This is a genomic window from Pseudomonas sp. GD03862, from assembly GCF_029840855.1.
Classification (GTDB): domain Bacteria; phylum Pseudomonadota; class Gammaproteobacteria; order Pseudomonadales; family Pseudomonadaceae; genus Aquipseudomonas; species Aquipseudomonas alloputida.
In genome coordinates, this window is sequence record NZ_JAOCDI010000018.1 from 81,491 (window position 1) to 96,027 (window position 14,537).

General features: G+C 64.2%; 11 protein-coding genes. 3 read left to right on the forward strand and 8 right to left on the reverse strand.

All coding sequences use genetic code 11. The features are described from left to right. The first annotated feature begins 55 nt into the window (after positions 1–55). The gene (mobA, locus tag N5D53_RS14035; RefSeq protein WP_266024969.1) at positions 56–631 is read left to right on the forward strand and encodes a molybdenum cofactor guanylyltransferase MobA; all 576 of its coding nucleotides are present in this window, start codon (positions 56–58) and stop codon (positions 629–631) included. A 389-nt stretch (positions 632–1,020) separates the two neighbouring features. Here the strand turns inward: mobA and N5D53_RS14040 are convergent, their stop codons facing one another. The 5 genes from N5D53_RS14040 to peaA form a co-directional block, all read right to left on the reverse strand. Continuing rightward, the gene (locus N5D53_RS14040) at positions 1,021–2,709 is read right to left on the reverse strand and encodes a fatty acid CoA ligase family protein (RefSeq protein ID WP_190869185.1); all 1,689 of its coding nucleotides are present in this window, start codon (positions 2,707–2,709) and stop codon (positions 1,021–1,023) included. Positions 2,710–2,843: 134 nt separating this feature from the next. Next, the gene (gene peaD / locus N5D53_RS14045; RefSeq protein ID WP_020193817.1) at positions 2,844–3,965 is read right to left on the reverse strand and encodes a quinohemoprotein amine dehydrogenase subunit beta; all 1,122 of its coding nucleotides are present in this window, start codon (positions 3,963–3,965) and stop codon (positions 2,844–2,846) included. 31 nt (positions 3,966–3,996) lie between these two features. Further along, positions 3,997–4,320: a quinohemoprotein amine dehydrogenase subunit gamma gene (gene qhpC, locus N5D53_RS14050; protein WP_004375838.1), complete on the reverse strand. Its 324-nt coding sequence runs from the start codon at positions 4,318–4,320 to the stop codon at positions 3,997–3,999. A gap of 1 nt (position 4,321) precedes the next feature. Further along, on the reverse strand, positions 4,322–5,752 hold the full coding sequence (gene peaB / locus N5D53_RS14055; protein ID WP_190869184.1) for a quinohemoprotein amine dehydrogenase maturation protein: 1,431 nt from the start codon (positions 5,750–5,752) through the stop codon (positions 4,322–4,324). A gap of 48 nt (positions 5,753–5,800) precedes the next feature. Beyond that, a complete protein-coding gene (peaA, locus tag N5D53_RS14060; protein WP_104961549.1) occupies positions 5,801–7,366 on the reverse strand; it encodes a quinohemoprotein amine dehydrogenase subunit alpha in 1,566 nt (521 codons plus the stop codon). Positions 7,367–7,769: 403 nt separating this feature from the next. Here peaA and N5D53_RS14065 point away from each other — a divergent pair, with 403 nt between their 5' ends. Further along, positions 7,770–9,263: an aldehyde dehydrogenase family protein gene (locus N5D53_RS14065; RefSeq protein WP_020192690.1), complete on the forward strand. Its 1,494-nt coding sequence runs from the start codon at positions 7,770–7,772 to the stop codon at positions 9,261–9,263. A 138-nt stretch (positions 9,264–9,401) separates the two neighbouring features. Then, positions 9,402–10,715 (forward strand): hypothetical protein, encoded by a 1,314-nt coding sequence (locus tag N5D53_RS14070; RefSeq protein WP_279840468.1) that lies wholly within the window; start codon positions 9,402–9,404, stop codon positions 10,713–10,715. A gap of 136 nt (positions 10,716–10,851) precedes the next feature. On the opposite strand, the gene N5D53_RS14075 is transcribed toward N5D53_RS14070, so the two are convergent. The 3 genes from N5D53_RS14075 to N5D53_RS14085 are packed head-to-tail and all read right to left on the reverse strand — an operon-like array spanning position 10,852 to position 14,537. Then, positions 10,852–12,144, reverse strand: coding sequence for a tryptophan 7-halogenase (locus N5D53_RS14075; RefSeq protein ID WP_190869182.1), 1,293 nt, complete (start codon positions 12,142–12,144; stop codon positions 10,852–10,854). Further along, positions 12,137–12,814: a S8 family serine peptidase gene (locus N5D53_RS14080; protein ID WP_190869181.1), complete on the reverse strand. Its 678-nt coding sequence runs from the start codon at positions 12,812–12,814 to the stop codon at positions 12,137–12,139. The genes N5D53_RS14075 and N5D53_RS14080 overlap by 8 nt, the downstream gene beginning before the upstream one ends. Beyond that, positions 12,804–14,537 carry an ABC transporter ATP-binding protein gene (locus N5D53_RS14085; protein WP_279840469.1) on the reverse strand — a complete coding sequence of 578 codons (1,734 nt, stop codon included), beginning with the start codon at positions 14,535–14,537 and terminating at the stop codon, positions 12,804–12,806. The genes N5D53_RS14080 and N5D53_RS14085 overlap by 11 nt, the downstream gene beginning before the upstream one ends.

Here is a 14,537-nt window from a genome sequence, read left to right on the forward strand (position 1 = left end):
AAGCCCCGCGTGAAATGGGAGGGTTCCCGGCAATGACTGCCCGGAACCCTTTTTCATGCCTGACGCACTCCCCCCCTGCTCCATCCTCATTCTCGCCGGTGGCCGCGGCCAGCGCATGGGCGGCCGTGACAAGGGCCTGGTGGACTGGCAAGGCGAGCCGTTGATTGCACACGTTCATCGAGCGGTGCGGCCACTGAGCGACGACCTGGTGATTTCCTGCAATCGCAACCAGGCGGCATACCAGGCATACGCCGACCGGTTGGTGGGCGATGCAGAAGCCGACTTCCCCGGGCCGCTGGCGGGGGTGATTGCCGGACTCAGGGTGGCACGTCATGCGTGGGTGGTGGTGCTGGCTTGCGATGCGCCGCTGGTTGATCGCGAATTGATCGAGGGCCTGCTGCGGCTGGCAGTGGCCGGTAACAGCGCGGCAATGGTGCGTCAGGGTGGTTTCTGGCAGCCGATGTTCAGCGTACTGCCCAGGCGGGTGTTGCCGGTGTTGGAGCAGGCCTGGGCAGCGGGTGAGCGGAGTTTGCAGAAGGCCTTGCTGCGCGAGGCGGTGCAAGGGCTGGAGTGCGCCGAGAGTGATCGCCGGCTAAGCAACTTCAACAGCCCGGAACGGCTGCAGGACTGAGGGCATGACACCGCTACCACAGGTAGCTCACTGGCTAGCAGGGCCTGCCCTTTCGCGGGTGAACCCGCTCCTACGGCGGCCTGTGTCCAACTCCCGATGCGTGTCCACCACCGATCTGCGTAGGAGCGGGTTTACCCGCGAATACGGTGGCGGCTGCGACGGTGAATGGCCAGGGATACTGGCCAGCAGGACCGGCCCTTTCGCGGGTGAACCCGCTCCTACGGCGGCCTGGGTCCAACCCCAGATGCGTGTCCACCACCGATCTGCGTAGGAGCGGGTTTACCCGCGAATACGGTGGCGGCTGCGACGGTGAATGGCCAGGGATACTGGCCAGCAGGGCCGGCCCTTTCGCGGGTGAACCCGCTCCTACGGGCGAGCGCGCAGGCGGTTCAAATCTTGGGCAAGGCTGTTGCTTTCAGCTCTTCGACACTGATCTCGCGCATCCGGAATTTCTGCACCTTGCCCGTCACCGTCATCGGGAACTCGTCGACAAAACGGAAATACCGGGGCACCTTGAAGTGCGCAATCCTTGCCCTCGCCCACTCACGCAACTCTACCTCACTGACAGCATGCCCCGGGTGCAGCCGCACCCAGGCCACGATCTCTTCACCGTACTTGCTGCAGGGCACGCCAATCACCTGCACATCGGCCACCGCCGGGTGGGTGAAGAAGAACTCCTCCAGCTCGCGCGGGTAAATGTTCTCGCCGCCGCGAATGATCATGTCCTTGCTGCGCCCGACAATACGCACATAGCCCTGCTCGTCCATCACCGCCAGGTCGCCGGTGTGCATCCAGCCCTCTACGTCAATGCTCTCGGCGGTAGCTTTGGGGTTGTTCCAGTAACCCAGCATCACGCTATAGCCGCGGGTGCACAGTTCACCGATCTCACCACGCGAAACAGTGTTGCCTTCAGCGTCCACCACCTTGCTCTCCAGCCGGGGCTGGGTGCGACCGACGCTGGTCACGCGACGCTCCAGGTCGTCAGCGGCACCGGTCTGCAAGGACACCGGGCTGGTCTCGGTCATGCCATAGGCAATCTGCACTTCGGCCATGTGCATCTCGCCAATCACCCGGCGCATCACCTCGATCGGGCAGGTCGCGCCGGCCATGATCCCGGTGCGCAGGCTCGACAGGTCGAATTCACCACGCTGCGGATGGTCCAGTTCAGCAATGAACATGCTCGGCACGCCATACAGCGCAGTGGCTTTTTCCTGCGCCACTGCGCGCAGCGTGGCCAGCGGGTCGAAGGCATCGCTGGGGTAAATCAGTGCGCTGCCGTGGGTCATGCAGCCAAGGTTGGCCATTACCATGCCGAAGCAGTGGTACAGCGGCACCGGCACCACCAGCCGATCGTGCTCGGTAAGGCCCAGGCTTTCACCGACCATGTACCCGTTGTTGAGGATATTGCTGTGGCTAAGGGTGGCCCCCTTGGGGAAACCGGTGGTGCCTGAGGTGTACTGGATGTTGATCGGGTCGTCGCAACGCAATTGTGCCTGGCGTGCGGCCAGGGCCTCGCCGCTGACGGCCTCGGCACGGGCCTGCAATGCGTGCCAGGCCAGAAACCCCGGCGGTGGCGACAGCGCCAGGCTGACCACGCCACGCAGTTCGGGGAACCGCTCGCAGATCAACGCACCCGGTTGGCTGCTGGCCAGGCCCGGGAGCAGGCCCTGCAGCATGGCGTGGTAATCGGACGTCTTGAATGCGTCGGCACAGATCACCCAGCGGCAGCCGGACTGGCCAAGGGCATAGTCCAGTTCGCTGGAGCGGTAGGCCGGGTTGATGTTGACCAGGATCGCGCCGACCTTGGCGCTGGCGAACTGGGTAATGCACCACTCGGCGCAGTTGGGCGCCCAGATGCCAAGACGGTCACCGGGCTGCACGCCCAGGGCCATCAGCGCGCGGGCGTGCTGGTCGACGGCGTCGGCCAGTTGCCGCCACGTGTAGCGCAGGGCCTGATGGTGAACCACCAGCGCCTCACGGTCGGGGAAGCGGGCCACGGTGGCGTCGAAGGCGTCGCCGATGCATTGGGTCAGCAGGGGCTTGTCCTGGGTGCCCTGGGTGTAGCTTGGCTGGGGCATGGGCGTTCTCTTGTTGTTCTTGTGTTTTCTGTGCTGGCCTCTTCGCGGGTGAACCCGCTCCTACAAAAACCTCCACCGGCCTCAAATGTGGCGCCGTCCTTTGTAGGTTTACCCGCGAAGAAGCACAGACCGGTTTAGCGAACGAACACCTGCGGCGTCGTGGTAGACATGTCACCACCCGGCAACTTGATGTTCTTTACCTTTTCCAACGTATCCGGGTTGAACACCGCCAGGTCATTGAAGGTGCCGCCCAGGTAAAGCTTGTCGCCCTTCTTGTCGAACGTCACGCAGTAGTAGGTGTGCTCCAGATTAGCCGCCTTGATCAGTTTGCGCTGTTTGATGTCGTACTTGGCCAGGCGGTTGAGCACGCCGTAGATCTGGTTCGGGTCCTTGGGCGAGCGCAGGCCGGTGAAGTACAGCTCGGTCAGGTCGGCGAACTCCTGGGTGTGGGTCTTGCCGGTCTTCAGGTCGATGCTCAGGTAGCCATACAGCGGTTCGGCGGTGGCCGGGTCCTGCTTGTCATCCTTGAACCTGGCAATGGTGTACAGCATGGTGAACTCATGGCGCGGGCTCTGGTGCGGCCAGAAGTACAGCACGTCCGGGGCGCTGTAGCCTTTGCGGTTCCAGTTGCGCAGCGGCAGGGCGACCGTGTACTTGCCGGTCTTCACGTCCATCTTGTAAATGTCCGGCCCGGCAACGTACAGGCTGCCATCGTCGGAGGCGCGCATCAGGTACACCTGGCGCGGCATCGGGAAGGTGCGTACGGGCTTGGCCTGAAGGCCATCAGCGGTGCTGAACACCTCCAGCCGCGGTGGTTTGACCACGTAATGGTCGTTCAGCCTCTGGGTCGGGTTGACCGTGGCATACACCTCTTTGCCGTCTGGGCTGATGGCGAACGAATAGATCGACCGGCCGACTTCACCGGCTACGCTGGACAGGTTGGCGTGGAAGGTGTTCTTGCAAGTGTCCAGGTCGATGCCGTAGATGTCGCCGTAATGGTTGTTGAGCACGTAGGCGGTGCGGTTGTCCGGCGCCATCATTGCGGTGCCAGGGCCGAACTTGTCGGGCATCCGGCAGCTCTTGTAGACCGTGTCACTGGCCACATCGACCACATGCAGGTTGTTCGGGTAGTTGGTCACGATCATGTATTCGTGGCCAGCCTTCAGTGCCGGGCCAGTGTCGTCGGCCTGTGCCTGCCCGGCGCAAGCCATGGCGGCGATGGTGAGCGCCAATGGCGCGCAGCGTCCAGCTTTCATGCGGTTTCCCCTTGTCATTCTTGTTGGGCCGTCACTTGTCTTTCGGGAACACGGTACCGAGGTTGCGCCAGTCCTCTGCCGAGTTGGACGCCTGGGCGTTCCAGTCCTGGTAGGTGCTCATCATGTCCGGCACCTGGGCCGGCCACCAGCAAGGGTCGGAACAACCATAAAGGTCAGCCTCCATCGGCTGGCACAGCGAGCTCACGCCGCCAAAGGCGTCCACCTCCCAGCCCGGGTCGGTAGTGGCCGTGCAGCCTGCCACCGCGCTCATTGCCATCACTTCTTCGACACGGTCTTCGGCGGCGGCCTGCTCCAGGATGCGCGCCTTGTTGTTCAGGGGCTTCAAGTGCTTCATGTCAATGCGCCTTCCGCGGGGTGATGTAGCGATCGATGAAGGCCGGGTTGACGGCCATGATGCGGCTGTAGACTTCAATGCCGAAGTCCACCCAGTCGCGCATCAGTTCGCAGTAGTGGTAAGTCGGGTGCTGCGGGTCGCCGTAGCGCGCATAGCTTTCGTGGTAGCAGCCGCCGGAGCACAGGTTGCGAATACGGCAGCTTTCACAGCCGGTGTTGCTGCGGTCCAGGCGCTGCGACAGGAAGTCGTTGAGCTGCGCCTGCTTCACGCCCTGGTGCACGTTACCGAAGGTGGGCAGGCTGGAGCCGGTGAAGCGGTGGCACAGGTTCAGCTCACCTTCGTGGTCCACCGCCAGCATCTTCAACCCGGCGCCACACGGCAGGGCCTTCTTGTGGCCTTCGTGGATGTCGGTGATCAACTGGTGCAGGTTGGAGAAGCCGATGTTGCGGTGCTCCAGTGCCGCCTCCAGGTAGCGCCGGCCGAGTGCCTTCATGTTGGCGAAGACCTGCACCAGCTCTTCGCCAGTGAGGTTGAAGTCGGCCATGTCGCCAGAGGTAACCGGGGCAAAGCCGACCTCGGCGAAACCCATTTCATTGAACAGGTGGTTCCAGATGGTTTCAACGTCGGTAATGCCACGGGTCAGCGTGACCCGGGCCCCCACCGGCCGGCTGGTGTAGCGCGACAGCAGCAGGTCGGCCTTGCGCCGCACCACGTCATAGGTGCCCTGCCCGCCCACGGTGATACGGTTGCGGTCGTGCACGGTCTTGGGGCCATCGATGCTGATCGACAGGCCAAAGCGGTGGGCGTTGAGCCAATCGATGATTTCTTCGGTCAGCAAGGTAGCGTTGGTGGTCATGATGAACTCCACCTGCTTGCCCGCCTCGGCGAACCGCCGCTCGCAGTAAGCCACCATGTGCTCGATCAACGGCCGGTTGGACAACGGTTCGCCACCGAAGAACACCACGCTGTAGCGCTGCTCGTTGGGTGATGCCTTGAGCAGCATCTCCACCGAGGCTTCGGCGGTGGCGGTACTCATCTTCTTGCCGGCGGAAGGCTTGTCCAGGTCTTCCTTGTAGCAATAGGTACAGCTGAGGTTGCAACCGGTGTTGACGTTGAGCACCACGGTGTTGAGCGCGGTGCGCTCGACTTGCCTGAGGGCGATTTCCGGGGTCAGCGGCGAGCCGTCGCTGACCAGCTCCAGCGCGATCAGCTCGCGCAGGGTGTCCTGGATATCCTCGCCGGCAAACTGCTGGCCAAGGCGCTGCATCAGCTCCTCGGCCGAGCAGCCTTGCTGGCGCAAGGTGTCGATGATGCCGCCGGTCACCGCGTCAGCGGTGAACAGCGAACTGCTGGGGATATGGAACAGCATGCGGTCGGCATCAACCTGTACTTCGTGCAGGTTGCGTTCGACCAGGTTCAGTAGTACGCCCATGGCGACCTCCCGATAATCGATCCGTTGGAAAACCGTTGCAGCCTGCCGTTACGGCAGCGGCGGGTTGTTCCAGCGCTGTACGGTGACGATCATGTGCCCTTCGCCGGTCTGGCCACCGTCGGCCAGCGTGGCGATGACCTTCAGGTTACCTGCGTTGTTGGTCATCATCTTGCGCTCAGGGTTGGGCCCGGCACCGCCTGGCACGAACACACCGTCGGCCTGCATCTGCCCGGCGAACTTGACGTCTTCATCCTCGACAGCACGCTCGTTGAACGGCTCGACCTTCCAGCTGGCCGGCAGGTAGCCGATACGCAGCGGCTGGCCATTGGCATCCTTGCCCCAGGCTTCGGCCTCGAAACGCCCCTGCACTTTCGGCACGGAGGCACCGTTCTCGCCAATGCGCGCGATGGAGAACGCCGGCACGACCTTCACTTCGTCGACCTTGTCGTAAACCGCCAGGTTCACGCCCTTGAGCGCACCTACCGCCACCTCGCGCAGGCCTGGCCTGGCATCGGATGCGGCGAGGGCCTTGACCCTTACCAGGGTCGGGGTCTGCTCCAGCACTTCGGTCACTTCCACCCCGGCACCCAGGTCCGGCTTGCCAGTCAGGCCACTGCCAACCAGGGTGATTTCGCTTTCGCCTCCGGCTTTGATGAACGCCGGTTGTACCGCCAGCAACTGCGCCTTGCCTTCTTTTACGGCGCTGAAGTCCAGGCCGCGCTCATCGTGATCGGCTTCGAACATACGGCCTTTCATTTCGCCATCCAGCGCGGCGAACACCTGGCGCAGGTTGGCATCGCCAACCTTCACATTGCCCCGCCATTCATAACCGTTGTACAGGATGGCCGAGCCGCTGCCGTTGAACGGTGTACCGTCGGCGTAAGCGCCCTTGACCTCGACCTTGAAGGTATCGCCCTCTCCGGCCGTGACGCTCATCACCCCACGTACATCGCCCTTGGCCAGCATATGGCCGCTGAATGCCCACTGCCCCGGCAGTACGTCCGCCTTGGGTTTGGCCTTCTGCCATTCGGCCCAGGCCGCGCTGTCCATCGGGAAGCGCTTGGCAAGGTCCGGCACCACTTGCTGCAGGGCGATCGGCAGCCAGTCGCGGTCACGCGCCTGGGCCTGGTATTCAAGGGACGGCCATTGGCCAAGGTGGAAGTGGACCAGGTGTTCCCACTCCTTGGCCGGGCGCCGTTGCAAGGCGACACGGGCACCCGAGTGGCAACGGCCACAGGTCTCGCTGAGCTGGGTGTCGAAGTGCTCGACGGTATTGAGCCGACGCTCCATGGCGTAACGCACGCCATCGGTTTCGCTGGGCGCCAGGCCCTGTTTGTCGGCCAGGTATTTGACCAGCGTGCGACGATCGTCGTCGCTGATCTGAAGGCCATGCATCACCTGCATGCGGGCGATGCTCATCAGCCAGCCTTCCGGTGTCTTGCGCTGGTGGCTGATGCGGCTATAGGTGTCGTTGCCTTCGGGGATATGGCACCCCATGCACTTGTTCTGCAGCAGGCTCGGGCCCTGCTCGGCCGCCATGGCCTGGGTGCTCAGCAGCGCGGCGGCGACCAGCGCCAGTTTGCCCGCATGCCGCCGGAGTCGAGTCGTCTTCAAGGTCAGACCTCCACGGTTGTTGTTCTTATCGTTTTCGCACGCTTTGGTACAGCAGGTGTGCATGTGACGGTTGTGATACAGGAACTGTGCCAGTTAGGGTAAAAGCGTTCCCTTTCAACCCTTTAAGCGGTTTTCGGGGCTTGGCCAGGAGCCGGGATGGCCATTTGCAGCGTGCCATTTCGCGACAGGGTGTTTCATGTTGAGACAGGGCCCGCGAAGAGGCCGAACAGCCACTGTTTCACCACCGTCTCACACCGTCTCAATGTGCAACAGCGCAACCCGGCAATCGCAACTTTGCGCTCAGGCAAAAACCAACGCCCACAATGCTTTGCGGCCATATGCCCAGGTTGGCACGGCCATTGCGCCAGTGCCCGTCACATCCAATGACAAGAGGCACAGCCCCATGCTTTCCGAACTGCCCATCCTGCCCGCCACCCGCGCCTTTCTCGAACGCAAGCTGAAGATGCGCATCGGTGCCGACTGGCAGGACGCCGCCAGCGGTCGCACCCTGTCGTTCCGCAACCCGGCCACCGGCGAAGTGCTGGGTGAAGTGCCGGCCGCCGAGGCCGAAGATGTCGACCGCGCCGTGCGCGCTGCACGCCAGGCCTTCGACGACTCGCCCTGGAGCCGCATGCGCCCACGCGAGCGGCAGAACCTGCTGTGGCGCCTGGCCGACCTGATGGAGCGCGATGCGCGTCAGCTGGCCGAACTGGAATGCCTGAACAATGGCAAGAGCGCCGCCGTGGCCCAGGTGATGGACGTGCAACTGGCCATCGACTTCCTGCGCTATATGGCGGGCTGGGCCACCAAGATCGAGGGTAGCACCGTCGAAGCGTCCATGCCGTTGATGCCCAACGACCAGTTCCACGGCTTCGTACGCCGCGAGGCAGTGGGCGTGGTTGGCGCCATCGTCGCCTGGAACTTCCCACTGCTGCTGGCCTGCTGGAAGCTCGGCCCGGCACTGGCCACCGGCTGCACCGTGGTGCTCAAGCCTGCCGATGAAACCCCACTGAGCGTGCTCAAGCTGGCCGAGCTGGTCGACGAGGCCGGCTACCCGGCCGGTGTGTTCAACGTGGTTACCGGTACCGGCCTGAACGCCGGCGCCGCGCTCAGCCGCCACCCCGGCGTAGACAAACTGACCTTCACCGGCTCCACCGAGGTCGGCAAGCTGATCGGCAAGGCGGCCATGGACAACATGACCCGCGTCACCCTGGAACTGGGCGGCAAGTCGCCGACCATCGTCATGCCCGACGCCAACCTGCAGGAAGCCGCAGCCGGTGCGGCCACGGCGATCTTCTTCAACCAGGGCCAGGTGTGCTGCGCAGGCTCGCGGCTGTATGTGCACCGCAAGCACTTCGACAATGTGGTGGCCGACATCGCCGGAATTGCCAATGCCATGAAGCTGGGCAACGGGCTGGACCCGGCGGTGCAGATGGGCCCGCTGATTTCAGCCAAGCAGCAGGACCGCGTCACCGGCTACATCGAGCTCGGCCGCGAATTGGGCGCCACCATCGCCTGCGGGGGAGAAGGTTTCGGGCCTGGTTACTTCGTCAAGCCGACGGTGATTGTCGATGTGGACCAGCGTCACCGACTGGTACAGGAAGAAATCTTCGGGCCGGTACTGGTGGCGATGCCATTCGATGACATCGACGAAGTGATCGGCATGGCCAACGACAACCCCTATGGCCTGGGTGCAAGCATCTGGTCCAACGACCTGGCCGCGGTGCACCGCATGATCCCGCGCATCAAGTCCGGCTCGGTGTGGGTCAACTGCCACAGCGCGCTCGACCCGGCACTGCCGTTTGGTGGCTACAAGATGTCTGGCGTTGGTCGTGAGATGGGTTCAGCGGCCATCGAGCATTACACCGAGCTGAAATCGGTGTTGATCAAGCTCTGATCTTTTTCCTGTACCGGCCTCTTCGCGGGTAAACCCGCTCCTACACCAGGTATCACATGCCCTGTAGGAGCGGGTTCACCCGCGAAGAGGCCGGCACAGGCAACAAAAAAACAACAATAAAAACCATGGAGCAAACCCATGAGGCACACACTCGCCTGCACATTGGCCCTGCTGTTAACCGCCCCCGCCAGCCAAGCCTACGAGCTGTACAACCACGATGGCACCACCCTCAACGCCAACCTCGAAGCCCTGTTCGGCGTCTTCCACAGCGACGAAAGCTTCAACCAGGCCGGCAACCGCCAACCCGGCAGCACCGCCTGGCAGGAAGGCTACGTAAAATACGGCCTCAGCGGCAGCCAGACCCTGGCCGATAGCGGCACCCTCTACGGCGCCTTCAGCCTGCTCAGTTCCGCCACCTGGGGCGATGGCGACGCCGCCGGCCTGACCCTGGGTGACGAACGTCGCACCGCCATCGAAGACCTGTATTTGGGCTGGCGCTCGGCCAACCTGTTTCCGGCGCTGGGCGAAGATGGCGTCGACATTTCCGGTGGCCGCCAGGTCGTCACCCTGGGTGATGGTTTCCTGATCCAGGGTGACCCGGTCAACCTGGGCAAGGTCGACCTGGGGGCCAACTTCGACCGCGGCGGTGCCTACTACCTGGCCGCGCGCAAGGCCTTCGACCGCACCGCCGTGCTGCGCCTGGGCGGTAACCAGGGCTGGCGCGGCGACCTGATGTGGTTGAAGTCCGACAACCATTACCAGGCCGACACTTCCCTGGCGGTAGCCAACCTGGAGCACGTCGCCGATACCGGTACCGTCGGCCTGAGCTGGATCCGCGGCCTCGACGTGGACCAGCGCTACGCGCAGATCATGGGCCTGGAACACCGCGACGGCATGGACACCGCCAGCCTGCGCGGGCGCGGCAACCTGGGCATGAAAGACCTGGAGCTGGCCGCCGAGTACGTGACTCAGGACAAGACCGGCGGGCGCGAGAATGCCTGGTACCTGGAGGGCAACTGGACCTTCTCCCAATTGCCCTGGTCACCTACCGCCACCTACCGCTACAGCCGCTTCTCAGAAGGCTTCGACCCGCTGTTCTATGGCCTGAGCCGGGGCTACGGCACCTGGTTCCAGGGTGAAGTGGCAGCCAACTATGCCGGGCCGTTCAACAAGAACAGCCAAGTGCACCATGTAGCGCTGAAGGGCAAGCCACGGGACAACCTGACCGTCGGCGCACTGTACTTCGACTTCGACACGCTGGACACCGACCAGGGCAACCTTGCCGGGCGCGAGCTGGACCTGTATGTGGAATGGATGGTCAACGACCACCTGCTGATCAGCCCGGTGGTGGGGTTCTACAAGCCGGAGCGCAGTGCTGCCAATGGCGGTACGCAACTAGGTGGGCGGGATACCGGGACTTACCTGCAATTGATTGTCGGGACCTTTTTCTGATCCGACATCCTGGGGCTGCTTCGCAGCCCATCGCGACGCAAGGCCGCTCCCACAGGGTTGTATGGTTGGGTTGTGTGGTTGTGGACTGTGGGAGCGGCCTTGCGTCGCGATGGGCCGCAAAGCGGCCCCGGCAATCTCAAACCAACCCCTGCTCCCCCAGCCACCGCCGCACCCTCCTCTGCTGTTCACCCGCAAGCCCCGACAACACCGCCTCAACAGGCCGCCCACTGCGTATTTGTCGCACCACAGGCGCCAGTTCCACCCCCTGCAAGTGCCACACCCCCAACGGCTGATCCGCTGTCACCACCACCTCGGCCGCATCCACCAGCCCATCACGCAGTACAGGCCGCCGCTCAACCCGCACCGCTTGCCAATCAGGCGCCTCATGCAGGGGTTGCGCATCCGGCCAACCCTGGCGCCGGGCCCAGAACGGTTGCCCCACCCGGCTTTGTTCCTGGGCATAGAAGTCCCGGCCAATGCGGGCAAAACGCAAAAACAGCTGCTCGACCCGCTGCTGGTGAAACTGCCGCGCCAGCTCGGCCCGCTCAGGCCTGCGCAGCAACGTATTGATCACCACAGGCGCCTGCAATGCCGAAGAGAGCGACTGAAAAATCCCGTTGCCCGACAGCGGGTCAACGGCCATCGCCGCATCGCCCACCCGGATCCAGTCCTGCCCGACACATTCTCCTGCCAGAATGGCGGTACTGCTGCGTGCATGCACCTGTGCCGGTATCAATGCCTGATCGTCGAACAGTTCGGCGACCAACGCGCTGCGGCCCCGCAACGTCACGCAGTAAGCTGCCAACCCAGCTTTCCCCGGCAGCCCGGCAGCCTCCTGGGTGACTTGCCAGTAACAGCGGCCATCTTCCAGCCGTGCCATCCACGCCCAGCCATCCTCCAGGCTCTCCACCGCCGACGCAGGCGCACCGGGGCTACCCTGCCAGACATTGAGCAGGCTGACCGTTTCCGGCCCACGCAGGCGGTCTGCGGCCAGGGGTGCCTGGCGGCCTCGGGCCTCGACCAGGAAATCAGCGGTCAGCACCTGCCCATCGTCCAGGCGCACATGATGACCGCCCCCCTGCACGACCTCACGCACCCGCCCCTCGACCACACTCACGCCTGCGCGCTGAAGGTCTTCGCGCAGCGCCTGATCAAAACGTTGCCGGTCGAGCAAAAACTCCCGGTTCATCTGCAGATGCTGGCCGTTCCAGTGCACCTGGCGGGTGGCCGGCATGGCCGCCTGGCTCAAGGCCCCGCCCAGGCCTGCGTGACGCAAGCCCTCCAGCACCCGCTGCGAAACACCTTCAACTGCCGCGAAACGGCGCCACTCCGACACCACCGTCACGGTGTAACCCAGCCGCCGCAAGCCAATGGCCGTGGCGGCACCCGCAGGGCCGGCACCCAGCACCACAATGCGCGGCTCAACCATGGCTGGGGCCCCGTCGCTCGGGCCCGTTGAAGGCCGCATGCTCACGCAACCAGTCATGCACCTGCTGGCGGTCCATCCCCTGGGCATCACGCAGCAAGGCGGCAATCTTCCCGCTCAACGCCGCACAACCCAGGCTCGCACCCGCCCGCTCACCCGCGCCCACGTAAGCGCCAAAATCCGCCTGTCGCGTACCCAGCCACGACCACTGGCCCGGTGCACAGCGGGCATCGCCGGTGACCCGAATGACGCCTGGGTAGCTGGCCGGGAACACCGGCCCACCCTGCGCCGGGCTAGATGCACACAACAGCACACCTGCGGCCAAAGCCTCGGCACAGGCCTGGTGCAGCACGGGCCGGTCCTGCTGCAAGCCCAGGCTGAGGTTGACCAGCGTGGCTCCCGACTCCACCAGCCACAGCAATGCGGCAGCCACCTGCAACGCACTGGTGCTGGCCTGGGCACTGAACACCTGGGCCACCAACACAGACACAGGACCAGCCTGGTGTTGCAAGCTGGCGAACACCGCACTGCCGTGCCCAAGTTGGTCGGGGAGCATTTCACCTTCGCGCAACTGGCCGTCTTCCAGCCAGAAACGGCGGGCGTCCAGCAAGCCGTTGGCCTGCTCCGGCGAGCAACCGCTGTCGATGATGCCAACGCGCACGTCAGTGCCCATGTTTGATCACCTCCTGCGCCAGTACCTGCAACTGGCCGTCATGCAGTTGCAGATGCAGGTCGGCATCGGCCAGGGTCGAAGCCCGGTGGCTGATCAGGATGCGCGTGCGGCCGGCGAACAGCTGGTCGATGGCCGCGATCACTTCACGTTCGGTGGCCTCATCCACCGCCGAAGTGGCCTCGTCCAGCACCAGAATCGCGGGGGCCTGCAACACTGCACGAGCAATGGCGATGCGTTGTTTCTGGCCCCCGGACAACTGCTGGCCGCGCTCGCCCAGCAAGCCATCCAGGCCCAGCGGCAGGCTGTCGACCAGGCTGTCCAGCCGCGCCAGGCGCACCACCCGTTCCAGTTCATCACGGCTGGCCTCGGGCACGCCATAAGCCAGGTTCTGCGCCAGGGTGCCACGGAACAGCACGATGTCCTGGCTGACCACGGCGATTCGCCTGCGCAGCGCAGCCAGGTCAAGGTCGCGCAGGTCGACGCCGTCCAGCAGGATGCGCCCGGCGTCCGGGTCGTAGAAGCGCTGCAGCAGGTCGATCAGGGTTGACTTGCCCACCCCGGAGGCACCGCTGATGGCGACTTTCACGCCACCCGGGATGCTCACCTGCACATTGTTCAGTACCGCACCCTGACGCCCCTCATGGGCAAAGCTCAGCGCCTCCAGGCGCAACTCGCCGGGGCCATCGGGGATGGGCTGCGGGTTGGCGGTCTGATGTACCGCTACCGCTTCCTGCTTCAATTCCATCACCCTTCCCAGGCTGACAGCCATGCGCTGCACCGCCACGTACAAGCCCAACAGGCTCTGCACCGGCCCAACCGCCATGCCCATGTAAGTAGAAAAAGCGATCAACGCGCCCAATTGCCAGGTGCCCTGGATCACCCACCAGCCACCGACCAGGAACGCACAGGCGCGGCACCACGAGGTGAGCGTGCCGGGGATGGCCTGGGTGAAGAATTCGGTCACCTGCACCTTCAGCAGCTGACGCATGTAACCTTGCCCAAGCTGGTCCAGGCGCCCTGCTTCCCGGCCTTGCTGGCCGGCCGCCTGAATGAACTTCATCGCCGGCAGGGTCTCGACCAGGAAAGACGACACATCCGCCGAGCGCTCACGCAAGTTGCGCACTTCGCGCTCCACCTTGCGCCGCATCCAGCGCAGCCACAGCACCTCGATCGGCACCAGCAGCACCAGCAACAGGGACAACTGCCACGACAGCATCAGCATCAACGTCACCGCGCCCACCAGGCCGATCACTGCCGACACCGCCGAGAACAGCGAGTCCACGGCAAAGCGCTGGATCTCTGCCACATCGCCATCCAGCCGCGAAAGAATGTCGCCGATACGCCGCCGCCCGTAAAAGGTCGGCGACAACTGCTGCAGATGGCGGTAAAGGTCGTCGCGCAAGGCGAACAGGATGCGCCCCGACAGGCGCGTATGCAGGTAGCGGTTGACGCCAGCCAGCACCGTGCCCAGCAGGCCCGCGCCGATCATGATTGCCGCCATGTGCCAAAGCGTTTGGTAATCCTTGGCCAGCAGCCCCTCATCGATCAGGGTCTTGACCAGCCAGGGTTGCGCCAGCGCCAGCAGCGATGCACCTAGCGACAAGCTGAGCAACAGGCCGATGGCATGCCGATGGGGGCGCACGAAACCATACAGCCAGGCCAACGCCTGGCGCATGAGTACGGGGTCGCTGGAATCCACCAGCCTTGCGAACAGGCCGCCCAC

What these genes read in the sequence shown, in the direction of transcription:
- mobA (WP_266024969.1), top strand. Translation starts at nt 56, where the DNA reads ATGCCTGACGCACTCCCCCCCTGCTCCATCCTCATTCTCGCCGGTGGC.
- N5D53_RS14040 (WP_190869185.1), bottom strand. Translation starts at nt 2,709, where the DNA reads ATGCCCCAGCCAAGCTACACCCAGGGCACCCAGGACAAGCCCCTGCTG.
- peaD (WP_020193817.1), bottom strand. Translation starts at nt 3,965, where the DNA reads ATGAAAGCTGGACGCTGCGCGCCATTGGCGCTCACCATCGCCGCCATG.
- qhpC (WP_004375838.1), bottom strand. Translation starts at nt 4,320, where the DNA reads ATGAAGCACTTGAAGCCCCTGAACAACAAGGCGCGCATCCTGGAGCAG.
- peaB (WP_190869184.1), bottom strand. Translation starts at nt 5,752, where the DNA reads ATGGGCGTACTACTGAACCTGGTCGAACGCAACCTGCACGAAGTACAG.
- N5D53_RS14065 (WP_020192690.1), top strand. Translation starts at nt 7,770, where the DNA reads ATGCTTTCCGAACTGCCCATCCTGCCCGCCACCCGCGCCTTTCTCGAA.
- N5D53_RS14070 (WP_279840468.1), top strand. Translation starts at nt 9,402, where the DNA reads ATGAGGCACACACTCGCCTGCACATTGGCCCTGCTGTTAACCGCCCCC.
- N5D53_RS14075 (WP_190869182.1), bottom strand. Translation starts at nt 12,144, where the DNA reads ATGGTTGAGCCGCGCATTGTGGTGCTGGGTGCCGGCCCTGCGGGTGCC.
- N5D53_RS14080 (WP_190869181.1), bottom strand. Translation starts at nt 12,814, where the DNA reads ATGGGCACTGACGTGCGCGTTGGCATCATCGACAGCGGTTGCTCGCCG.